This is a genomic window from Paraburkholderia sp. CHISQ3 (assembly GCF_030464945.1).
Lineage (GTDB): Bacteria > Pseudomonadota > Gammaproteobacteria > Burkholderiales > Burkholderiaceae > Paraburkholderia > Paraburkholderia megapolitana.
This window is the reverse complement of sequence record NZ_JALPRG010000003.1, coordinates 218,164-241,139: the sequence shown is the minus strand read 5'-3', so window position 1 is coordinate 241,139 and position 22,976 is coordinate 218,164. Positions and strand designations below refer to the sequence as shown.

Below are 22,976 nucleotides of genomic sequence, written 5' to 3'. Positions count from 1 at the left end.
GCGCGCCGCATGCCTCGATTGCACCGGCGTCGAGGCGCGCGCCGACCCACCGATGGTTGCGACCACAAGTACTTGCCTCGGTTACTTGCCACGAAGTTGTTGCGCTGAGGTTGCGTGCTGAGTAACCGCGATTAAATATTCGCCTGTCCGACAACTAATGCACAACGAAACTTAAATTGTGCTTACACGCTTGTAAGGAATAACGAAGACGCGCGCCGGCAAAGGCTTTCAATCTCTATCGGTCGAACTGACCGTAAGTTTCGCAGGGTTCGAGAAAACTACCGCATTCGCATGACGCGGAGAAATCGCACCCAAATCCGCGCCAACGATCCACTACGCACGAACCCCGGCGGTTCCTATGCGATTGCGCATACTCCCGTTGTGTGCACAACCAGGTCCGCTGAAACAAACCGTTACATACCTGAAACATCTGGCGCTCTACTGTCGGATCACTCGCAACGAACTGGCATAGGTTCGCAGTTCGCTTCGCGTCAAGGTCCGCATCCGACAGGGACCACCCGGAGGAAAATAATGAAGCTTGCAGTCATGACCCGGAACACGAGTCTGTTCAGGTTGATCTGCCGGTGTTTCGAGGCCGATGGTGCGGTATGCAGCCGGTTCGCGGACGACGTGGCGCTCGCGCGTGCCGTCTATCGGGAAGACTTCACTGCGATACTCGTCGATGCCGAAACCGGTGTGAGCCCGTTGCGTCCCGTCCTTGCACGACGCACGTGCTACGCGGACCGCCGCGCACCGCTGATCGTGGTCGGCGCGGTCCACGACCGCGCAAGCATCACCGATACGCTGGACGCGGGTGCCGACGACGTCGTGCTCGCGCCGATCGACTCGCGCGAACTCGTGTTGCGTGTGCATCTCGCGCTGCGACGCTTTCAAACTGCTCCCGGTACGCCTCGCGACGACGATCTCGAGTGCGGCGCCTACCGGCTCGACCGCGGCTCATGCACGGTGCAGATCGAAGGCGATTCGATCCGTCTCACGTCGCGCGAATTCGCGATTGCATGGCTGCTGTTCTCACGCCCCGGTGAATACGTGAGCCGCCGGCAGATTGCCGGTGCGGTGTGGAGCAGTTCGGAAGATATCGTCGGACGCACGCTCGAGCAGCACATCTACAAGCTGCGCAAAAAGCTCAACCTGAACGGTGCGCATGGCGTCCATCTACGGACGATGTACGCGCACGGTTACCGGATCGAGCGGGTCGATGTGCCGTCGGCCGAAGTGGCGAAAGTGGCCGCAGCGGTTGCACCGAGCCTCGCGTACGCGCAGACACCGATCGTGGCGCCACTCGATGCAAATGCAGGTTTGCGCGAATCTGTCGAAGCGCTCGCACGGCGCGTCGTCGTGCAGCACGCGGAGATTCATCCGGTGGCGAGCGTCGCTGCGTGCGACGCGCGTCCGTAACGCGCGGCTCTACCGTCCGCCCGGGTCCGCCGGCTGTCACTTCGTGCGAATGTACGTTAGTTCGGCTGGCTAGCGTAACCGCCTCATGTCCCTTCGCATAATGGAGTCCAGATAGAAATATTGCTTAACTCCTGGGAATCTGGACATGACGCGCTCGAACGCTCCATCAATGCGACCGGTTGCACCGGCCACCTATACGCACGATGGTGAAGTCCGGGTCGGCACTGGGAGACAAGGACAAGGTAATGGACCCGCATCTGCCAACGCGCGCCCATTAGCGCCACGTGGGGCGCTGGGCTCTCTTCCGGTTATTAACCGGACTCAAGGGATCAGGCACCCGGTCGCGACAGCGCCCGCAAGATCCCCGATCCTGGATCTGACGAGGTCCATTGAGCAGCACGTGAAAGTAGCGACATGCGAAGAGGCGCTTGATACGGCAGCGTTCATCGACGGCCTGCCCGACGGCCCCAACAGAGCCGCTCATCTGGACGTATTCCGGCATGCCCTGGAGCGGAACGTAGAGCAGCGCGTGAAAGTAGCGACACGGGAAGAAATGCTTGGTACGGCCGTGTTCATCAGACGCCTGCCCGACATTCCCGCCAAAGCTGCTCATCAGGACGAATTCTGCCGGGCGCTGGAACAGAGCGTTTCCCAGATCGGATCGCCGGCAACTGATAAAGACCCGTCCGTGGCATTCCTGGACGCGGCAAGCGCATTCACTTTTCCAGACGGTTCTTTGCCCCCCAAATACAAGGCACGGTTGGTGAGTGCATTTGCTGATCGAATCGGCTCGCTGAGCGACGACCATCAGGCGGTCGCCTTCGACGACCTTTGCAATATCACTCAGCGCCTGAACCCCTCTGAATTGCAGATCGAACCGTTGCATGCGCTGATCAAGCAGATCAAGCTACCTGGGGTATACGGGCAAGCGCAGCAGGCCATCGACGGAGTCGCAGCTATCGTGGTGGGCTTACCCGAAGAACATCACGTCGTGATGGCAGCGATGCTTAACATCGCGATTGAATCGGCCAATCGACCCGACAAGAGTGCGCTCCTTGCGCACGTAGCCACGCGAATCCCCGCCAATACCCTGCCCAATACCATGTTCGCTTATTGATCCTCCGTCGCATAGCCCAACCGCAAGGGCCTATCCGGCCGAAGGTAACAGACCATCACAAATGCGCGTCAACGTCGCGCCCCGATGAAAAGATGCACTCACAGGTTCAGCACTTCGCTGCTACCAGCTCTCACGAGTGCCTTTTGAGTCAGGAGCGACACCATGTTCTCGACAGTCTACTTTGCAGCTTCCTCGGTCCTCTCCTGCGACGGCGTACCCGCCGCCCTCGCCGCCCGCGTACTCGACGGCCAGCTCAATGAAGCGGTCCACCTGGCCGCGAGCCTCGCAGACAGCGATCATGCGCATGACGAATACACTGCCCTGCAGATTCACGCCGACCTCGAACTCGCCCTCGGACGCCACGAGGAAGCCGAGGAGACCTACCGCAAGACGCAAAAGGCCGTGCGTCACTCGCGCGACGCCATGCGCGTCGTCTCGGTGCGCAACGCCGGTTGGCAAGCGTGCTTTCGCAACCAGTTCCACGTCGCGCTGACCTGCTTCCGCCGCGTCGCCGAAGAACGTTGCGCGACGCCTGCGCAGCAACTCGACAGCCTCATCGGCGCCACGCTCGTACTGTTTCATCTGGGCTGCGTGCAAGCTGCCTGCGACCGGCTCGCCGAGCTTGCCCCGCTCGCAGCCGCTCATCCGGACACGCGTTGGGCCTACCTCGTCGAGATGCTGCGCCGCGACCTGCTCGCCCAGCACGAACTGCACGACACCGAACCGCTGGGCGACCACATCTACTGGCGCTCGGTGGTTACCGGTTCGCAGACTGCGCTCGGTGCGCCCGCCGTGCTCGCCGCCGGTATGTCGATGCCGCTGCTCGACGAACGCCTCGCTTATCTGGGTCATCTGAAGTCGTTTGCGGCCGGCCATACGCAAGAGCGCGCCGCTCTGAAGACGTATGCGAGCTGGAGCCGCAAGGCAGGGCTTGCCGATTACCATCGCAGCCTGTGCCTCGAGATGGCGCTCGGCGCGATCGCCGCTCATGCAACCGCAGCAGCCGAAGAACTGCTCGAACAATCCGGCGCCGCGGCGCTGCACGGGAGCCAGAACGCGCGCTGGTATCTCGACTATCTGTACTGCCGCGCCAAGATCATGCAACAACAGATGCGCACCCAGGAGTTTGCAACGCTCTACGGCCGCTATGCGCTCGCCTCGATCCAGCACGTGCGCGCCGACAGCGTATCGCTGCCCGCGGCCGCACCGGAAGCCGCGCAGTCGCGCAGCACGCCGCGCGCCGATGACGTCAGTGCCCGTCTGCCCGCGAAGTATCGCCGCGCCTATCGCTACCTGATGGATCACCTCGATCAGAAGGACCTGTCGGTACGCGAAGTCGCGTCGCAGATCGGCGTGACCGAGCGCGCGATGCAAGGCGCGTTCCGCAAGCACCTGGGTCTTTCGCCGAGCGAGCTGATCCGCCGTCAACGCATGGAGCGCATTCGCGACGAACTGCTCGACGACGATGCACCGGTCGCACGCGTGCTCGACGTCGCGAAGAAATGGGGCGTGCAGCATCGCTCGACGCTCATCAACGGCTATCGCAGCGTCTTTAACGAAGCCCCTTCGCAAACCATGGGCCGCTGATCGTTCGCTACCCGTCATCTTTGCTTCGGGCACGACATCATGCAGATTTCACGCCGCATCGCTTGCTTGCTGGCAGCACTTGTCTCACTCGGCCTCTGTCCGCTCGTTGCACAGGCGCAAGCACAGGCGCAGGGGCAAACACAGACCGATTGCTTCACCGCCGCGGCGCAATACCAGCACGTGAGCCCTCTGGTCCTGCGCGCAATCGCGTGGCAGGAGTCGCACGCCAACGCGCGCGCGATCCATCACAACGCCAACGGTTCGACCGACTACGGGATGATGCAGATCAACTCCATCCATTTGCCGGCGCTATCGCGCTACGGCATCTCGGTGAACGACCTGATCGTGCCGTGCAAGAACGTCTTTATCGCCGCCTGGTACCTGCATCGCATGACCGTCAAGTATGGCAACACATGGACCGCGATCGGCGCGTATCACTCGGAAACACCGGCCGAGCGCGACCGCTACGCGCATTCGATCGAGATGCTTGTCGCACGTTTCATGCGGGTGGAACCGAACGACGATCCGTCGTAAGCGCGTTCCCCGCAGGATGACGAAACCCCTTCGCTCCGCAGTCGTTTCGTTCGCATCGGCTAAATCGGACCGTCAGCAGATGCGACACACTGATCCTGTCGGCCTTACTGACAGCATGGGCCGAGGAAGACGCGGCTGAACGGATGGAGCGAGATGTCACGGTCTTTATATGCAACTCCCACACAGGTGACGAAATCGTGAATGACACAGGATGCAGGGACGACGTGGCGGGCGGCCTCACCAAGGTGCTGTGGACCGCGTCGCAACTCGATGATCTATCCGACTTCGAAGATCTGCTCGACGCGATCCGCGTGCTGCGACCGCGCTGGACCGGCGCCGGCACCGTGGTTGCATGGCGCCATCTGCGCCGTCAGTCCTGGATCGACGCATTGCGCGTGCTCGAAGACGACGATCAGGACGCCAAGCGCACGGCACTGCATGCGGCGCTGATGGCGGTGTGCCTGTTCGGAATGCAGGACCCGCTCTGGCAGAGCTATGCGCGCACGGCGGCGGAGCAGCGCGAACACCGCGAGGCGGCGAGTATCGGTAGCAAGTTGCTGGAGCGGGCGGCGAAGATGAGTGGCGGCGGCAGCGTGCATGCGGCGGAGTCTGCGTCGGCAGAGCCGGTGGCAGTTGAGCCGGCGACTGCGTCGGCACGGCCAGCGACGTCGGCGGAAGCGATGATGCTCATGCAGGCGAGCTGGATGCGGGCTTGAGGTTGCGGTCGGTTCGAGAGATTGCTTCGCAAAATGGACCCGCACTTCGCATCTGTACCGGATCGCTTCACGCATTGACGTAGAGTTTCTTCATGTAGAGGCAGTTCGACAGGTTTGGAAGAAGTGCCTTCTTTTTCATGGGCGAATTTTCGCCGTCTTTGGGAGATTCACTATGGGTGGCATGGCAATCAAGACCGGTGCACAGGCCGTCCTTGGTAAGCTCCTTGAAACAGCCAAGGACCTAAAACCCGCATCGACCGGCAGCAATTCCGAGCCGAGTTCTCCGACTGGCATTATCGGCGGTCTGGCGTCCGGGATCGAAAAACTGGCGGGCGCCGTCCCCAGTTCCGTAGGCTCGTTACGACGTAGTAACAGCCTCGCTGATTTTCGCCCCGACGCGGGTGGCTCCGGAAGCTTGAAGCGGAGCGATGGTGGGGCTGAAGGAAGTCCGTCTAGTTTCAGAGAGATCGGCGACAGCTCGAGGGGCGGTGGAAATTTCGTCAGCAACATGGCGAACGGCGCGATGGCCGTTGGGGGTAAAGCTGCGGGTCTGTTCGGGTCGGGTAGCCCAGTGGGCCAGCTAATGTCCACCGGAAAACATTATCTGCAAGGAAAAGCAGATGCTGCACAGTTCACTACGGAAGCGGACATCGCCAACGCTAAAACCGAGGCAGCCGCAGCCGCCAACCAGTCCGAAGAGCAAACATCCGGAGTCGCTTCGCTAGGGAACAAAGGAGCCGCTAACACGGCAAAAGCGGCGAGCGGCGGATAATGCCTGGGTCCTGCCGGCGAAGCATGTGAAGTCGCCGGTCAGATCGAAACGCCACGCAGGTGCAGGCCGACGGCACGTGAGCGCGAACCACCCCGGTTCGCGCTCATCAACAAAAATTCTAGCCACCTGCCCCCCGTCCGCCACCAGCGGCGGTACGCTCACGACTAAGCATGCGTGGGTAACGACGACATGACTACCGGTCGCGACTATCCGCACTGACTGGTTGCCGGCCTCAAAGAGACTACTCGGGCGCAGACCGGTCACCCCTCCTCGTGTTCGCACCTTTCTATCAGGACCAACCATGCGTTTCGCTTACGCCGGCTTCGATCGCTATAACACCGCGTTCGACACTTTCGTGCAGTCAGGTTGGGAGCCGGTGGCGATGTTCACCATGCCGGTCGACAACCAGACCGACTTCAACATCGAGACCGCTGCGCGTGCGGAGCTGCACCGCGTGCCGATCAAACTTTCGCGCATCCGCGAAGACGATCTGTCCATGCTGCGTGAGCTGCGCTGCGATGCGCTCGTCGTAGCAGGCTATAAGTGGAAAATTCCCGACTGGACGCACGATCTTGCGCACGCGATCAATTTTCATCCGTCACCGTTGCCCGAGGGGCGCGGTCCGTACCCGCTGCTACAGGCCCTGCTCGAGCAACGTCCGGCGTGGGGCGTGACCTGTCATCGCATCGCAGCGGAATTCGATACCGGCGACATCCTCGATGCCGAACACTTTCCGATGGCCGCCGACGAATGCCATGAAACGCTGCAACTGAAACTGCGCATGGCCATACAGCGGCTTGCCGCGCGTGTGGCAATCGATTTTCATCGTCTGTGGGACGAACGCCGGCCGCAAGCGCCGGGCAGCTACTGGCCGCGTCTCGACGACGAGCGCCGCACGCTCGACTTCAATCAACCGGTTGCCGACGTGATGCGCGTCGTGCGCGCGTGCGGACTGTTCGAATGCTTCGCGCCGTTGCGCGACACGAAGGTCTCCGTCAAGCGTGCCGAAGGCTGGACGGAAGCACACCGTTATCAACCAGGCGAAGTTGTGCACGAGTATCGCCGCTCGATCGTGATCGCGGCACGCGACGGTTTCATTGCATTGATCGAATGGAGCCCGCTGCCGCTGGCAATTCGCGCGCAGATGGGGCCTTGACATTGCGCTAAAGGTTTCGCGTTTCGACCGCGATGTTCGCTTCCACGACGTACCGTAAGCCGCTGTAAACCTAGACTGAGCTTACCGATCTCCTTCGGTCATCACCCAGGCACTTTCTACTACTGGAGCTCACCATGGTCGCAGCGGTCTCTAACAGCCCCACCCCATTGAATCTGTCATCAGCCAATTCGATTGGCGGCAATTCTCTGGGCGGCCTCAGCAGCAGTGAACAGATGAACATCATCAAGCAGCTCCTCAACGAAATCGAGGCGTTGCTGCAGGCACAGCAGGGCGGTTCCGGTGGCTCGGGTGGTACAGGTAGCACGGGTGGCACAGGCGCTCCGCCGGCCAATAGCGCACCGCCGGCAGGTAACGGCGGCGCCCAGCAGCCCAATGCCCAACCGCTACCCGGCGGAAACAACCTGACGCAGATCGGCTCGGCCTTGCAACAAGGCGACGCGCAGACCGGGATGACCAATTTCAAGAACAGCGATCCCGTCGATTTCGAGAACTTCCAGAATGCGCTCTCCAAAGGCGACGGCAACGCAGCCTCGGAAATCCTCGCGCATGCGGTTTCCTCCGGCAAGTTGAGTCAGACCGACGGCGCCAAGATCGGTGCGCAATTGCAACAGACAGCCTACGCAAACGGCGGCGGCCAGATCAGCAACCATGCGGGATACGACCTGCAACAGGCACTCGGCGGAAACGTCCTCACCCGGTAGCAAACTGGGAAACGGTGAATGGTTGATGGCCGTGTGCAAGCGCAGATTTTCCCGAAGCCGAAGTGCAGCGCGATGTACCGCTCGAACGTTGCACTTCGCTCGCATGCCGCGAAATCCGCTTCGCACCGCTGGACACAACTTCCTGGCCGACGTCGAACGCCAGGCGCGCGAATTCTATATTGATTGAACGAGCGGCACATCGGGTGCATGGCCGCACACTTCTCAACGCCGGTCATACACGGAGAAAGTCATGTCAAGCGCTGCAGTGCAAGGCTACTCGACCAACCCGATGGACTATCTGAGCAACAGCAACAGCTACGGTTACGGCTCGTCGGATATTTCGGGTGGATCGGGCGGAGTTAACGGACTGAACGGCAATAACTCCGGCACCGGCATGAACGAACAGCAAATCCTGCAGATCATCGAAGAATTGCTTCAGATGCTCCAGCAGGTGCTGCAAAATTCTGACGGCGACGACTCGGGAGGCGGTGCGCCACCGGTGGGCAGTGGATCGTCGCCGGGCGGCAGCAGCAACCCTTTCCCTCAGGACTACAGTTCCGCGCCGCCGGTGGGTAGCGGAGGCAATGCGCCTCCGTTGGCTGGCAGCCAACCGCCTGCAACGAACGGCGCACCTCCGGTGACCAGCAACGCGCCACCGCCCCCCAGCAACCCACCACCGGTCAACAACGGTGGCAACAACAGCGGCAACAACGGTGCGCCCCCTGCCGGCAGCAGCACGCAAACAACGAACAACCCGCCACCTCCGGCCAACGGCAGTTCAGGTTCGAGCTCAGGGCCAACGATGTTCGGCCTCAGCACCGCGCCGCAGACCACCGCTCTTTCGCAGTCGCAAGGCCAACAGGTCGCGGACCAGTACGTCAACAACCTGATGAGCGACTTCGGCCTCACGAAGCCGCAGGCTCAAGGCATCGTCGCGAACCTGTGGCACGAAAGCGGCGGGATGAATTCGGGCATCAACCAGGGCGGGCAGATCGGTGCGCCAACCGGCAACAACGCCGACGACAACGCCAACGGTTATGGCATCGCGCAATGGGGCGGTTCGCGCAAGGAAGGTCTGGAAGCATATGCGAAGCAGAACGGTCTCGATCCGTCGAGTGAAGCAGCGAACTATGGCTACCTGAAGCAGGAGCTGCAGACGACGCAATCGGGTGCGATCTCGGCGGTCAAGGGCACCAGCAACGCGCAAGACGCCACCTCGGCGTTCATGACGTCGTTCGAAAAACCGAGCGATCCAGAACTCGCCTCGCGTCTGGCCGATCTTTCGCTAGTCCAGGGTTGATCCGGCGACACGCACCGGGTACTCATCCGGCGCGTGTCGTAGCGAGCGCGTCTCGCCCGCTTGCCGTGCGGCTGCGAAGTTCAATCGCGGCCATGCCGTTCCAGCCCACCCTCACGATCTCGACGCGGCGCACCCCGGTGCCTGCCGAACACAACAATATGACCGCACCTGAGCGCCCGGATCACGAAGCACAATGCGACCTGCTCTGCCACCTCGTCGTCAGGCAGCTCGTCGAGCATGCAGCCAGTCACACCTGGCTACGCGCGGCACGCGTCGCCGAATCGATACGGCTTTGGCACGGCGCGCACCGCACCCACACGACGCACGTCGAACACGTGCGGCTCGCGCGCATGGCCGCCGCTCTCGCACAGGCATTCGAAAGGCAACAGACGTACAGGAACGCGGCCATACTCGCGGAACTGTCGTTCGATATCTGGCGCCTGAATTTCCGCTCGCCTGTGCTGCACACGATCCGCGCAGCCTGCGCGAAGCGGCTGACTCACACCGCGGCGGCGACGCGCTCCACCGTCGAAAACGGTCTCGAAGCACACGCGCTGACACTGACCGTGCTCGTTATCCGCAAGGCGCAGGGCAAGAAGAATCCGCATGAAGTATCGGTGCGTTCGCCGGAGTGGCATGCCGTCAACCAGGACTTTCTGCGCGATGTGTTGCTCGCGCAGCGCAGTCCGCTCGATACCGGCGCGGATGGTGCTTCGTAAGACGACGGGAACGATTGCGCAGACGCAGCTCAAATCATTGTCCGGAAGGTAACAGAGCGTCACAAACACATACTGGTGTCACACGCGGATTAAAAGATGCACTTACAGGTTCAGCACTTCGCTGCTACCGGCTAGCACGAGCATCTCATCACTACGATCCGCGCCATGTCATCGACTGTCCGCCCTCCTCGCCGCACCGCATCCGACGATGCGATCGAACTGCGGGACATGCGTCCACAGGTCACGCAAACTGACGGTGCTATCGCGAACAACGAAAGTACCCGTACGCCGCCGGTCGAAGCAAAACAGAACACGCTGATCGACGGTCTCAAGTCCGCCGGCGAATTCATGCGGCCGGCACCCGGCAAGCTCAAGGCAATACGCGCGAACTTCCGGGGGCGCCCGATGACGGTGGGAAGCCGGATACTGGGAACCGGCAAAACCCGCTCAAGCGACACGCCGAATCCTGCATTCCTCACAGAGCCGTCTACGGAGTCGACCATCGGTCCCGTTCCGGATTCCGGTTTATTGACCCAGGCAGATGAGATCGCCGATCGGGTCGACGCGACACTCGATACATCTCTGGCGGTACTACCGGAAATCAACAAGAGGCCACAGCGCTCGCTCGGGATGCGTGCGCTGGCTGCGATTCCAGGCCTCGGTCACGCCGTGAAGCCCAAGACGATACGCCAGTTGATGGCTAGCGATCCCGCCTACAAGGCGACTTCCGGGACGGCAACGCTAACCACAGGCGACCGGAGCAGTAGCGCCACGGAAACCCGGGCCCGCCAGGTCCGCATGCTTGAACAGCTCGACACACATCGCCAGATCTACGAGCAGGCAGCGAGGAATGTGCAGCAGGCCGAGGGCGATCTCGAAAGCGCGAAACGCCAGGCGTCCGCACCGGCGTCGTCGAGCACGGCGGCGGAACTCGTAAAGGCAAAAGAGCAATCGCTCAAGGAAGCGCACAACCAGTTCACGAAAGCGGCGGCAGACCTGCGGGCAAGCGCGCCCGTTAGCTCGTTGCTCGATGTCGGCGCGCAGGTTCTCTCGACGGATCTCGTTCACCAGAAGATCAAGTTCGTCGACACACAGATCACCCATGTGCGCAACGCGTTGGGTCACGAAGACGAACATGCCGCCGGGATCGTCGATCACCTGACAACGCTCAAGACGCAGATCGACAGGAAGTATCAATCGAGTACGAAGAACCTCGCCGACGCGCAACAGCTGCACGACGAAACGGTTGCGCTCGTGGAAGAACTGGAACAGCTGGAGAATCAGCTCGCAGAAGTTCAGACCACACTGCAGATCCCTCCCGGCGCGAACGCAAAAGCCGCGCAGGAAAGAATCGCACGAGACGCCTTGAAAAACTCGGCAGGCCGGATACTCAAGACCCGTCAGGAGGAAGCTCATGACGCGCAGCGCGCGCGGACGGAATTCATCCCTTACCTCGATGAAGAAATCGGCCGGCTGGGTCAATTGCAAGGCAAGCTAAAAGCGGCGAGCGACAAGCTCGAAGGTCCAGGAGCATCCGTTAGCAACAAGCAAAAAACCACTCAGACTCAACTGGACTGGAATCGGGAGCTCGAGCAGCAACTGAGCATACTCGGCACCCATACGATCGCCTCCACCGCGCCCGGTTTCGATCCTGCGAGCCTCGCGGGTACAGATGGCAGAGACCTCGTCGCCAGGCTTCAGAAAGTCGCCGAAGCATTGCCGCCAGACGATACGACTGCAGAGCGAATGTTGCCTCGCGCCGCGGCAATGGAAATGATTTCCCGCGCGCTAGCCGTAGCAACAGGTGGCAATCTGAAGGACGCCGGCCAACTCCTTGATGATTTGACCGCGCATCCGCTCAACCATTGGATCAGGCCGCCAGAAAACGACGGAAGCGAGATCGGCTACACCGCCCCGAGCGCCCAGATGGAGCATCTGCTGAAGTTCATGGCGCACATACCGCGCGGCACCGAGGTGCTCAATCTCGCATCGACCGCGCCGTTGAGCGACGGACTTGAGCGAGCGCAGGTAGAGGCCGTCCAGGCGTACTGGATTGCGCATGAGACTCAAAAGAGCGCAACCGACGATGTCAAGACGTGGTTGGGCAAGGCGATGAACGTCGCTTCCCGTGTGGTGCGCAATAGCAAGGAACAAACGGTACTCGATGTCGATGGACTTCCGCTTAGGGAGAGAGCTGCGTTCAACGCGGTTCGCAACGGATTCCTCTCGAATGCGAAAGGATCGGACTACGACCTCAACAACCAGAATCTGTTGAAGGTGACCGATTCGATCGAACATCTCGAAGACACTCGCCCGGCCTATTCGAGCTGGTTGCCGCGCACGGCGCATCCGGCAAAACTCGCCTCGCCGTTCCATCCGAGAGCGGTGAAATTCGCCCAGAGGCAGATGGAAGCGCAAGGCATGGAGACGACCAAGACGCGTGCCGAGGCGAGCATCATGACCACGTTCGAGCAGCTCGGCAAAGACGCGAGAAAACATTTCGGCGAACTGTCGGCACAGTCAACCCAGCCAGCGCAACGCGCAGGGACCGCGGCAATCCCGGCTCAGAGCTCCGCCGGCGCCGCCGGAGGCGAACAGGAGCGTCTGCTCAGCGCGACCCTCATTGCACTGAGTGATTACGTAGGCCATGAGCAGCGCAGCCCGTCGCTAGTCAGTCGTCTGGCTAGCCCGATGAGCCCGCCGGATTTCAGGCACACGAAACGCATATACGATGCCCAGCTCGGGCCGAACGAAAAGACCCGCATACGCCAGGCCGTCTACGCCCTGCTCGTCCCGCCCAGGCCGACGTCCGGCCCGCGCAGATTGACCAAGCCCAATCCGAACCACGTTGTCGCGTTGCCGCCAGCAATCGAAGCGCTCTTTGAGAACGAACGCGTATCGATCGTCGATCTGCTGAAAACGCTCGAGCAGACGCTAGGCTCGAGCCCCGATGCGACAAAGGCCGCGATGGCATCGTCGATCACGGCACTCCGCGAGGACTTTGCGACGGACTCCGACAGCGGCGCGAAAATCGAAGACAAGGTTCGCCTCGCGAAAATGCGCGGCGTCCATTCGAAGGGCGACGTCAAGGAATTCTTCCGGCCGATGCTCGAAACATTGCGCCTGCGCGATCAAATCACGCTGACGAGCGGCGGTACGCTCGGCGGTGGCATTCCGATCCTGCCGGCCGTGCCCAAGTTTCCGATGACCGCGTCGATAGGCGTTCATGCCAAACGTGCAGAATCCTACATACAGATCAAAAGCCCGACGTTCGCTTCGGAAATCCAGGTCGGTACGATCGACTCTACCGTGCGCGATGCAAAAGTCACCCTGGGACACAGGCTCGAGGTCGGCATCGCAACCTTGACCGCGCCTTCCGGTACGGTCAAATTCGAAATGGCGCGCCCCGTCACCACCTCCACGACCTTCAGGATTCTGCGTGGCAAGGATGAGAAGGGTGCGCGCAAGGAGCAGGAGGCGATCGACGACACGCTCAATCTGCTGGACGTCATGCTCGCCTGGGACGAGAAGGTGGCCGACGACGGTGCGCCATTCGCCGACCCGCTGGAAGCGATCTTCGCGATGTGTCCCGATGCGCTCGTCGCGTCGGGAGAAAGGAAAGCGCAAACGAATCAGTTCACCATGGAAGCCGGTGCGATCGCCCGTCTTCGCACGCCGGGACACCACTTTTCGGTGGGCGCTACCGTAACGCCGCTTTCCTTGAAGGCGGAGAGAACCACCGAGCGCGGAACCGAGCAAACCGGCTACCCTCACCAGGCCGTATACGACCAGAGTAGCCAGACCCGTCAACGCGCCAATGCATCGGCAAGTGCTGGCGTAATGGGCACGCCATTTCAGCAGCCGATCGGCAAGATCGGCGCCGACGGCAAGGGCACCGGCGAGGCACACATCAATCTCACCGGCAACCTCGTGGAAGTGTCGCGCGAACTCGCATCGAACTTCGAGAAGAATGGCGCGACACGATTCCCGATCGGCGACCTGACCGGCGGCAGCGTGGACCGCAGCTACGGAACGCCCAAGGATCTGCTGGCCGAGATCGAAACGAATCGCGAGGACTGGTTGCTGCGCTGTCTCGATGTACTCCCGCGGGAGAAGACCGAAGAGGCCGACACGTTCGAGCGGCGCACCGTCGCTGCCGGCATCCTCGCGCAATTCGAAAGCGATCTCCGCGCGGCAGGCTCGAATTCGAGCTTCCAGTTCAATATCAAATACGAAATGAATCCGCGGATCAGCGGCCTGATCGACGGCCTCCGCGGTGTCGAAGCACTGGCCGTGCTGCAAGGCGACATGGCTACCGCGGCCGAAACACGAAAGGCGATGAACTCGATCCTGTCGTACCGCGCATGCTGGACCGCCAAGAATATGGCGGTGCGGAGCAAGGGTAAAACGTCGGAAGACATGGGTATCGACTTCTTTCTGCGGTGGCAGAAAACGGCGTCGTCTGAAAGCAGCCGCGCCGTCTCCGTGTTTCCCGCCTAGGGCATGTTCTCCGCGTCAATCGAGGCTGGCGCGTGACAGCGCCGCCGCTCACGCGTTTTCACTCCACATCGCCCCCAAACGGCTCGATCTCCGGCGCGGCCAGCAACGCAAGCGCCGTCTTCGTCGCAAGCGCATTGTCCGACTGATACGCCGCCGCATACGCATAAGTTCGCCACGTCGGGTCTTTCAGCGCAAACAGGCACACGGCCATTAAGGCCGTTCCAAGCGACGACAACGCACCGCCACGCTCGGTACGCCGCAACTCGGCCAGTGCATCCGCCCACGCCCGCGCACGCACATGCCACCACGCAAGCGCGACGCGGTCTTCCTCCACCTCCGGCTGCATCACGCCAATCGCATCGAGCAGATCTTCCAGCACGCGCAGATCGCCGGGCAGATCGAGTTGCGCGCCGGCCCACAACACGCCGAGCATGCCTTCGACGAGTTCGTCTTTGTCGTGTGGACCACGGTTCAAGCCGCGGTTCCGCTTATTGGTCATCCATTTCATCGCTACCCCGTGGGTTACACAAAATCGCTCCCTGCAACGTACGGTTTGCTCAATTGCCATGTGCGATCGCGCGCGATTCCGCGGTGATGTTGCTGAGCGAAAGCTGGCCGCGCACCTCGTCGATGAAGACGCTGGCCAGCAGCGCCAGCATCAGCACTGTCAGCGCGCCCTTGACCGGCTGCCCTAGCGACGTCAGGTTCAGCTTCGACGACACCTTGCCGGTAAAGCCGAAACCGATATCGATCAACAACAGCAACAGCATGAGCGGGGTTGCCAGCTTGGCAACCGTTTCCATCAGGGAATCGGTCTTGTGCATCACGAAGGCTTCGATGATTCGACCGCCCACCGGCGCGAGATTTTCGAGTGGCCACCATTGATACGATTCGTACACCGCGCCGAGCAGCGACATCATGCCGCCCAGCACCCAGAACGCCGCGATCGCGAACTGACTGAGCAGCGTCGAGGTCAACGAGGTCTGTTGTCCCGAGCTCGGGTTGGACATCTGGATATTGTTGAAGCCGGTCAGATCGTCGACGTAGGTGCCGACGCTTTCCGCGGCCCAGAACACCGTCGACGCCGCAAAGCCGAGGCCCACGCCGATCAACGCTTCCTTCAGGCCGACCCCGACGAGAAACAACCCGCTCTGCTGATCGAGCGTGCCGTGCTGGCCATAAGCGACGAAGCTGCCCCACAACAACGAGAGTGCGGTGCGCAGACGGCCCTGCACGACGCTGTCGCTGGTAGGCGGGAAGATGATCATCAGCACGATCAGACGCTCGCTGCACAGCGCCAGCGTCATCATGTAGCGAACCAGTTGATGGCTCGACTCGATCGCTTCGTAACTCAGGCTGCTCATGATGGTTTCTTCAGTAATGGGAGGACGTGCGTCGCGTCAAAACGGTCGCGGTCCCGGTCGCCTGCTCTCGGAGGCTTCCTCGTCCTGGGCGTCTTCGATGGCCGTGTTGATGGCGAGACACAACTTGTCGCGCCGTTCGCCGTAGATATCGATGCGCGCGCGGTTCTGCACGATCTTCGCGCGGCTCTGGTCGATTTCCGCCTGCTTGCTTTCGACCTGCGCAACGGCGCGCGCCGTTTCGTTTTGCAACTGCGCGTGACGCTCGCCCATCGCGAGCTGATGTTCGCGCAGGCGCAGGTACGCATCGGGGCTGAACGCCTGGCCCATCATCTCGTCGAGCTTGCGGTCCTGTTCTGCAACCACCTCGGCTTGCTGATCGGCTGCGTTGCGGCATTCGGTGACCACGCCCTCTAGCGCCTGACGCTCGCCGCGCAACGCAAGCAGCGCGTCGTTCAGCTTGCGGTCGAGCGTCTTGCGACGCGACAGCACCCGTTCGAGCGAGACGACCCGGCGATCCTTCACGATGTGTTGCGCCTCCTTACGCCTGAACGATCTGATGCAGGAAGTCGACCGTGACGGCCGGGTCGACGAGTTCGTCGGTCTCTTGCGCGAGGAACGCGCGAATCACCTCGATCTTGCGAATCGCTTCGTCGGCGAGCGGATCGCTGCCGCTCTGGTATTCGCCGACCTGCAACAGCAGTTCGACTTCCTTGTGCCGCGCCATCAGGCGGCGGATGTGACCGGCCGATGCGACGTGTTCGCGCGGCACGACCTGGGTCATCACGCGCGACAGGCTGCCCAGCACGTCGATGGCCGGATAGCGGTTTTGCGCCGCGATTTCACGCGACAGGATCATGTGACCGTCGAGAATCCCGCGCACTTCCTCCGCGATCGGATCGCCACCCGATTCGTCTTCGGCGAGCACGGTGTAGAGCGCGGTAATCGAGCCGCGCACACCGAGACCCGCGCGCTCGAGCAGACGCGGCAGTTCGGCGAAGATCGACGGCGGGAAACCGCGGCGGGTCGGCGGTTCGCCCATTGCCAGACCGATCTCGCGCTGCGCGCGGGCGAAGCGCGTGAGCGAGTCCATCATCAGCAGCACACGCAGGCCGCGATCGCGGAAGTATTCGGCCACCGCGGTCGCCGCGTAAGCGGCTTTCGCGCGCTCGATCGACGAGCGGTCGGAGGTCGCGCACACCACCACCGAGCGCGCCATGCCTTCCGGGCCGAGAATGTGTTCGACGAATTCGCGGACTTCGCGGCCGCGTTCGCCGATCAGCGCAATCACGTTGATGTCGCATTGCGCACCGCGCGCGAACATGCCCATCAACGTGCTCTTGCCCGCGCCGGCCGGTGCGAAGATACCCATCCGCTGGCCTTCGGCGAGCGTCATCATGCCGTCCACCGCACGCACGCCGGTCGGCATCGGCCGGTCGATCACAGGGCGACTCATCGGCGACGGCGGGTCCGCGAAAACCGGCTGGAATTCGTGGCAATCGAGCTCGCCCTTGCCGTCGATCGGTTGCCCGAGACTGTCGATCACACGTCCCAGCAACCCATCGCCGATGCGGATCGCGAGTGGACGCTTCAGACCGACCACACGCGTTTCGCGCGAGATGCTGCCGAGCCGGCCGAACGGCGACAGCAACGCGATATCGCGCGAGAAACCGACCACTTCGGCGCTTTGCAGCAGCTGTCCCTGTGGCGAACGCAGCTCGCACAGCTCGCCAAGCGTCGCGTCGAGTCCGCTGACTTTCAGCAGCGTACCGATCACTTCCTGAACCTTGCCGGCAGCCGTCGGACGCACCCGCGCGCGCAGCTCGCGTTCGATCGCATTGGCCATGAAATCGAAGCGGTCATCGCTGGCGAGCCCCGTGTCGGGTTGATCGTCGGTGTCGAAAGTCTTCATGTGGAAGTGTCCCTGGGCAAGCGTGGCAGTACGGCGTCAAGCGACATCGCGCTCTGCGGTTTCGAATTCGGCGCCGATGTCGGCGGTGGGAGCGTGCGTATGCTCGACAGCGGCAACGGCGTCGGCAAAGAAGTTCTGTTCTTCGGGGTCTGCCGGATTGCCGGCTTCGCTCTGCTGCGCAGCGAGCAATTCGGTATGGCTCGCCGTGCGGGCGTATTCGTCATCAGCGGTATCCTGCGCGGCGACGAAGTCCTGGTCCCCGCCCCGCTCCAGCCGCTCGACGTCGTTTTCGTTCTGCATAGCGGGTTCGGATTCGGGTTCGTCGTCATCGGGCGGCAAGCCGTCGATCGCACGCGACAGTGCGTCGCGAATCGCGGCCAGTTGCTGCGGCAGACTCGCATCGACCGCACCGAGATCGGTCTCGCAGATGCAGTAGCCGCGCTCCAGTTGCGCATCGGAACTCACCTGCAGATTCACCACGCGCCCAACCTCGCGCCACTCGCGTGCCACCGCGCCGAACGCCGCCGTCGCTGCCGCGAGATCGTGCGGATGGACGCGTACCTTGACCGGACTACCGTCGGCAACGATGCACTCGACCGTCGACGCGGCCTGTCTGAACAGCGCAATCGGATCGGCCGTCGCGACGATCTGTTCGACCGCGAGCGCCACCAGTTGCGCAAGCCGGTCGCGCTGGCGCTGCCCGATCGAAGGCATGTCGGCCAGCATGCGCAGGCTGCGTTCGTGCCAGTCGGCGAGCCCCTGCTCCCAGCCCGCTTCGTAGCCCATTCTGGCCGAGCCCTCATAGGTCGCCTGCGCCTGCGCAACCAGTTCGTCCGCTTGCGCCTGCGCCGCATCGAGAATGGCCTGAGCCTGCGCGCGCGCTTCCTCTAACACCGCCGCGCAGCGCCGGTTCAGATCTTCATATGCGCGGTCGATCTCGACCAGCGCTCCAAAGTGTTCGGCGCGCACCACGTCGTCGGTAATGCCGACACCGTGGCCCATGCCATCCCTCAGCGCATCCGGATTGCGTAACCAGATCACCATGATCGTGTCGGGAAAAAGTCGGCTAGTTGAGAAACCAGCGTGAGGCTGGTTTTGCTCACTTTCGCATGGCCGGGTGTGTCCGGTAGACGCGCGGGCGCAGTCTCGTCCGGCAATGCGAACTGCAGCAGCATCATGGGATGGTCGGCGCTCCAGCGACAGTCGCGCTCGAACAGGCGAAAGCCTTGCAGCGCAAGCGAATCCGCGCTGGGTTCGCCGCGCAGCGGCTGGCCGGCAGTCAGGCCGCCGCGTTGCGCGAGCAGCATGCGTGTCAGATGCGGGCCGAGCCATTCGTCGAGCAGCACGCGGCGCGGCCGGTCGATCCACAGGCGTAGCTCGTAGACGTGCTCGACCAGTACGCGCATGCGCAATACTTTCAGGCAGTCCGCCAGCGGCAGGCGCATCAACGCGACGCTCGCATCGCCGAACGCGGGTAGTGGCGCCGCTGTAAATCCGACGCTGTCGAGGAAGGCTTCGGCCAGTTGCGCGCCGCGCCGGGCGTTGAGCCCGGGCAAACAGGCTGCATACGCAAACGAGGCGACGCGGGCCGGATGCATCCACTCGAACAGCGTGCGGCGGCGCTGGTGGTATTCGGCCAGGTTTGCCGCGATGGTGAGCGAAAGCTTCACCGCTGGATCGACGGTGGGTTCGGGCGACGCCGTGTCGGATGCTTCGGACGGGTCGGACGCGTCCGCTACATCGGATGCTTGCGGAGCATCCGACGCAGCCTGCGTGAACTGCTCCGCCGCGTCGATCGCCGCGCTGAAGTCGTCGGCAAATACGCTGTCGTCGATAGTCTGAGCATCGCTCATCTCACTCCCGGTACACGCTCAGAGGTCGAATTTCAGGCCGCCGCTCAGGCCGCTGTTTTGGATGCCTTCGGCGCACGCGCACCACGTTTTGCCAGCACGCCCGACAGCTGGCCCTGCATCAGTCCCGCGAACCTGTCGCGCCAGCGCAGGAACGCCCCCGCCAGCCCGATCAGGACGACACCGAACGCGAGCGCCACATAACCGAGCGTGCCGCCCCCGCTCTGCACATACGCCGTCGGCACCGTAAGCGGATCGGCAGGCACCGAGATCACGCTGACCTGGTCGTAGGTCAGCCCTTCGATGCTATGCACGACGAGATTCTTGATCGCGGGCGTCAGCGTTTCGACGTTCGCGTCCGAGCGGTATTTGATGAATACCGAAGCCGACGAAGGACGGGCCAATTCCGCGAGCGGATCGTTGTTCGGCAGCACGATCTGCACGCGCGCTTCGACCACCCCGTCGATTTTCGTCAACGTATCGTCGAGTTCCTGCGACAGACCATAGATAAAACGCACGCGTTCCTCGGTCGGCGTGGAGACGAGGCCGTCCTTCTTGAAGAGCCCGCCCAGGTCGTCGAATTTCTTCGACGGAATACCGCGTGCCCGCAGAATCTCCATCGCGCGCACGAGCTGCTTTTCCTCGACGCTGACCGACCACGTCTTGCCGCCGTCGGGTGTGCTCTTCTCGGCATCGACGCCGTACTGGACCAGCGCGGCGACGATTTCATTACAGTCGCGCTCGTTCAACTGGCCATACAGCTCCTTGTGGCAGGCGCTCAGCATGAAAACGAGGGCTGCGCAGGTCAGCAGCTTGCATCCGCGCGCAACATTGCGTGAGAGAGGGGTCATGTTATTGGTTCTTCATCAGAGTCTGAACGGCGTCTTTCGACGACGAGACGGCAGCCATCTTCACCTGCAGATCGGCATTGAGGCTGGCAATTTCGAGCTGCACCGTCATGTTCGCGGCGGCCATGCGTTCCATCGACAGCGAACTCATGTGCTGCGTCAGATACATCACGTCGTTCGGCGCCTGCTGGTAGTAAGTCGCCTGTTCCGCGACGGCCTTCGCCACGATGTTGTGGTCCGGGTGCTCGGGCACGCTCTGCACCGGTGGCGTCGGCACACCCTCGTTCATCAACGCCTGGAACCGGTCCGCCTGTTGCGGCGAAACCGAAGCATCGACGCCGGTACTCGACGATGTCGATGCGATCTGCTGCTGAAACTGCGCAATCATCGCCATGTCCACGTCGGCTCTCCTACGAAGATCGAAACGTCTGGGTACCGCTACTACCAGAGGCAGGACTAGATGCGGATGTACTGCATCGACATCAGCATGTCGTCGGCTGTCAGCGTGCGCGCCACGCTCGGTTGTGGCTCCTGCGCGGCCTTTTCTTTTTCCTGTTCCAGTTCGCGGGTCGACTCGGGCGTCACGAACTGCCCCGTACGACGCGCCGCGGCGTACGCGTGCTGCAGATCGTCGTTGGCGATCAGCGTCTTCGCGAGGCGCGTCACGTCGTCGTTGCCGCATTCCTCGATGACCTTGCGCGCTTCGTCCTGCCAGCCGAACGTATGGGTCGCCTTCATGCATTGAAGCAGCATGCCGCGGCTAGCCGGCATGCATACCGAACGCTCGATCAGGCCGCGATATACCGATTCCGCTTCGGCCCACTCCTTGCGGAGCATGAACAGCCAGCCGTCGAAGAATGCGAATTCCACACACGTGGGCCGCAGCACATGCAAGGCCTCGACCAGCTGCTCGATGTCGTCCACGTCGACCTTCGTCGCCGGCCCATCGGACCCGCCAAACGCCGCACCGACCAGATCGGCGAGGCAGCCTAGCACCGCCGGCGCGCATGTCGCGTGTTCCCTCTGATCACTCATTCCTTTTCCCCAAGAAAATCAAAGATTGCGGAAAGCCCCTCTTCTGCCCGACATATTTCTGCCGACCATGATCGAGACATTACGTGGCGACAGCTTCGCGCCGGGCGTCTGGCACGAAGTCGCACACCGATATGCGAAGCAACCCGCGAACGGGGCTGCCGGGGCGTCGTTACGGGATATTTCCATGCGTCTGCCTGATAGCTGCCCCACTGCGGCGCATCGCTTCGCACGCCCCGCCCGGTCTTCGCATCGGGCCGCCGTTGCGAAGACCCGAACAGATAACGTATGTCTACGGCGGCGCCTCACCCGGCTGCCGCCCTGAGCAACAAGCCGACCAGCAACTCACCACGGTGCGTAGAGAAAGATGGCCGACGATAAAACCGAAGAACCCAGTGAGCAGAAGCTGCGCAAGGCGCGCGAAAAAGGCGAGGTCGCGAAGAGCACCGACGTCGTCGAAGTCGCAGCGCTCGGCAGCATGCTGCTCGTGCTGCAGGCGGGTCAGCACTACATGGTCGATTCGTTTCGCGCGGTGATCAAAACTGCACTCGATTTCATGAGCGGGCCTAGATCGCTCGACGCGCTCTACGTCGCGTTCGCCGACATGGCGGGCCATACGCTCGGCATGGTGTGCGGCGTCGCCGCGATCGGCCTGTTCGCAGCGATCCTCGCACTGGTGCCGCAAACCGGCCTGCAGTTTTCCTTCGAAGCGATGGCTCCGAAGTTCGATGCGGTCAATCCCGCCGCCGGGCTGCAAAAGATCTTCTCGGCGAACTCGATGCTCGATCTGGCGAAGATGACCGTGAAAGGCGTCCTGATCCTCGCCGTGATGAAGACGACCATCGTCTCGGTCATGCCGGTCGTCGCGAGCGCGCTGGACCAGCCGCTCGCGCAACTGATCCACGTGTTGTGGTCGGTCGTGATGAAGGTGTTCGCCACGGCGCTCGGCGTTTTCATCGTCATCGCCGCGGTGGATTACAAACTGCAGGCCATGATGTTCATCAAGAAACACAAGATGAGCAAGGACGAGGTCAAGCGCGAATTCAAGGACAGCGAGGGCAACCAGGAGGTCAAGGGCGAGCGCAAGAAGCTCGCGCACCAGTTCGCGAACGAAGGCCCGACCGGCGGCCTGAAGCGGGCCAACGTGGTGGTCGTCAACCCGGTTCACTACGCGGTCGCGCTGCGTTACGACCCGAGCGAATTCCCGCTGCCGGTGGTGATCGCCAAGGGGCTTGACGGCGATGCGCTGCTGCTGCGCCGGCGCGCCGCCGCCATGGGCATTCCGATCGTCGCCAACCCGCCGGTCGCGCGCCAGTTGCACAAAATCCCGGAAAACCAGCCGATTCCCGAAGAGTTGTTCGAAGTCGTCGCAGCGATTCTTCGCTGGGTCAGCGGTATCGGCACCAAAGTCGCGCTCACGGAGTAGTCCAC

General features: G+C 62.3%; 21 protein-coding genes. 12 read left to right on the top strand and 9 right to left on the bottom strand.

From position 1 onward, the window contains the following. The first annotated feature begins 531 nt into the window (after nucleotides 1-531). The 11 genes from M0D65_RS08195 to M0D65_RS08145 all read left to right on the top strand — a co-directional run bounded on the left by M0D65_RS08195 (nucleotide 532) and on the right by M0D65_RS08145 (nucleotide 14,542). Nucleotides 532-1,419: a response regulator transcription factor gene (locus M0D65_RS08195; RefSeq protein ID WP_266252210.1), complete on the top strand. Its 888-nt coding sequence runs from the start codon at nucleotides 532-534 to the stop codon at nucleotides 1,417-1,419. 400 nt (nucleotides 1,420-1,819) lie between these two features. Further along, on the top strand, nucleotides 1,820-2,536 hold the full coding sequence (locus M0D65_RS08190; RefSeq protein WP_266252209.1) for a hypothetical protein: 717 nt from the start codon (nucleotides 1,820-1,822) through the stop codon (nucleotides 2,534-2,536). A gap of 162 nt (nucleotides 2,537-2,698) precedes the next feature. Next, nucleotides 2,699-4,123: a helix-turn-helix transcriptional regulator gene (locus M0D65_RS08185; protein WP_266252208.1), complete on the top strand. Its 1,425-nt coding sequence runs from the start codon at nucleotides 2,699-2,701 to the stop codon at nucleotides 4,121-4,123. Between the two features lie 39 nt (nucleotides 4,124-4,162). After that, nucleotides 4,163-4,657, top strand: a complete 495-nt coding sequence (locus M0D65_RS08180) for a lytic transglycosylase domain-containing protein (protein ID WP_266252207.1) — start codon at nucleotides 4,163-4,165, stop codon at nucleotides 4,655-4,657. 197 nt (nucleotides 4,658-4,854) lie between these two features. Further along, nucleotides 4,855-5,373, top strand: coding sequence for an HrpB1 family type III secretion system apparatus protein (locus M0D65_RS08175; protein WP_266252206.1), 519 nt, complete (start codon nucleotides 4,855-4,857; stop codon nucleotides 5,371-5,373). A 181-nt stretch (nucleotides 5,374-5,554) separates the two neighbouring features. Further along, a complete protein-coding gene (locus tag M0D65_RS08170) occupies nucleotides 5,555-6,145 on the top strand; it encodes a hypothetical protein (protein WP_266252205.1) in 591 nt (196 codons plus the stop codon). Nucleotides 6,146-6,446: 301 nt separating this feature from the next. Continuing rightward, nucleotides 6,447-7,301 carry a methionyl-tRNA formyltransferase gene (locus M0D65_RS08165; RefSeq protein ID WP_266252204.1) on the top strand — a complete coding sequence of 285 codons (855 nt, stop codon included), beginning with the start codon at nucleotides 6,447-6,449 and terminating at the stop codon, nucleotides 7,299-7,301. 134 nt (nucleotides 7,302-7,435) lie between these two features. Next, nucleotides 7,436-8,023 (top strand): hypothetical protein, encoded by a 588-nt coding sequence (locus M0D65_RS08160; RefSeq protein ID WP_266252203.1) that lies wholly within the window; start codon nucleotides 7,436-7,438, stop codon nucleotides 8,021-8,023. A gap of 250 nt (nucleotides 8,024-8,273) precedes the next feature. Next, nucleotides 8,274-9,323 carry a phage tail tip lysozyme gene (locus M0D65_RS08155; protein WP_308076622.1) on the top strand — a complete coding sequence of 350 codons (1,050 nt, stop codon included), beginning with the start codon at nucleotides 8,274-8,276 and terminating at the stop codon, nucleotides 9,321-9,323. A gap of 92 nt (nucleotides 9,324-9,415) precedes the next feature. Next, nucleotides 9,416-10,042, top strand: a complete 627-nt coding sequence (locus M0D65_RS08150; protein WP_266252202.1) for a hypothetical protein — start codon at nucleotides 9,416-9,418, stop codon at nucleotides 10,040-10,042. Between the two features lie 165 nt (nucleotides 10,043-10,207). After that, nucleotides 10,208-14,542 (top strand): hypothetical protein, encoded by a 4,335-nt coding sequence (locus M0D65_RS08145; RefSeq protein WP_266252201.1) that lies wholly within the window; start codon nucleotides 10,208-10,210, stop codon nucleotides 14,540-14,542. A 58-nt stretch (nucleotides 14,543-14,600) separates the two neighbouring features. Here M0D65_RS08145 and M0D65_RS08140 read toward each other — a convergent pair whose 3' ends face one another. The 9 genes from M0D65_RS08140 to M0D65_RS08100 form a co-directional block, all read right to left on the bottom strand. Beyond that, the gene (locus M0D65_RS08140) at nucleotides 14,601-15,017 is read right to left on the bottom strand and encodes an HrpB1 family type III secretion system apparatus protein (protein ID WP_245811316.1); all 417 of its coding nucleotides are present in this window, start codon (nucleotides 15,015-15,017) and stop codon (nucleotides 14,601-14,603) included. Nucleotides 15,018-15,099: 82 nt separating this feature from the next. Continuing rightward, nucleotides 15,100-15,906 (bottom strand): type III secretion system export apparatus subunit SctT, encoded by an 807-nt coding sequence (gene sctT / locus M0D65_RS08135; protein ID WP_091006989.1) that lies wholly within the window; start codon nucleotides 15,904-15,906, stop codon nucleotides 15,100-15,102. Between the two features lie 36 nt (nucleotides 15,907-15,942). After that, nucleotides 15,943-16,428: a type III secretion system protein gene (locus tag M0D65_RS08130; RefSeq protein WP_266252200.1), complete on the bottom strand. Its 486-nt coding sequence runs from the start codon at nucleotides 16,426-16,428 to the stop codon at nucleotides 15,943-15,945. A 16-nt stretch (nucleotides 16,429-16,444) separates the two neighbouring features. After that, nucleotides 16,445-17,749 carry a type III secretion system ATPase SctN gene (sctN, locus tag M0D65_RS08125; RefSeq protein WP_245811383.1) on the bottom strand — a complete coding sequence of 435 codons (1,305 nt, stop codon included), beginning with the start codon at nucleotides 17,747-17,749 and terminating at the stop codon, nucleotides 16,445-16,447. Between the two features lie 102 nt (nucleotides 17,750-17,851). Then, nucleotides 17,852-18,859 (bottom strand): type III secretion system stator protein SctL, encoded by a 1,008-nt coding sequence (sctL, locus tag M0D65_RS08120; protein ID WP_266252199.1) that lies wholly within the window; start codon nucleotides 18,857-18,859, stop codon nucleotides 17,852-17,854. Then, nucleotides 18,853-19,668: a type III secretion protein HrpB4 gene (locus M0D65_RS08115; protein ID WP_266252198.1), complete on the bottom strand. Its 816-nt coding sequence runs from the start codon at nucleotides 19,666-19,668 to the stop codon at nucleotides 18,853-18,855. The genes sctL and M0D65_RS08115 overlap by 7 nt, the downstream gene beginning before the upstream one ends. Before the next feature lie 44 nt (nucleotides 19,669-19,712). Continuing rightward, entirely contained in the window at nucleotides 19,713-20,516 is an 804-nt protein-coding gene (sctJ, locus tag M0D65_RS08110) for a type III secretion system inner membrane ring lipoprotein SctJ (RefSeq protein WP_266252197.1), read from the bottom strand. 1 nt (nucleotide 20,517) lies between these two features. Continuing rightward, nucleotides 20,518-20,907 (bottom strand): serine kinase, encoded by a 390-nt coding sequence (locus tag M0D65_RS08105; protein WP_091007001.1) that lies wholly within the window; start codon nucleotides 20,905-20,907, stop codon nucleotides 20,518-20,520. A gap of 62 nt (nucleotides 20,908-20,969) precedes the next feature. Then, nucleotides 20,970-21,548 (bottom strand): HrpB1 family type III secretion system apparatus protein, encoded by a 579-nt coding sequence (locus tag M0D65_RS08100; protein ID WP_091007003.1) that lies wholly within the window; start codon nucleotides 21,546-21,548, stop codon nucleotides 20,970-20,972. A gap of 364 nt (nucleotides 21,549-21,912) precedes the next feature. Here M0D65_RS08100 and M0D65_RS08095 point away from each other — a divergent pair, with 364 nt between their 5' ends. Further along, a complete protein-coding gene (locus M0D65_RS08095) occupies nucleotides 21,913-22,971 on the top strand; it encodes an EscU/YscU/HrcU family type III secretion system export apparatus switch protein (protein WP_091007005.1) in 1,059 nt (352 codons plus the stop codon). Nucleotides 22,972-22,976 lie beyond the last annotated feature (5 nt).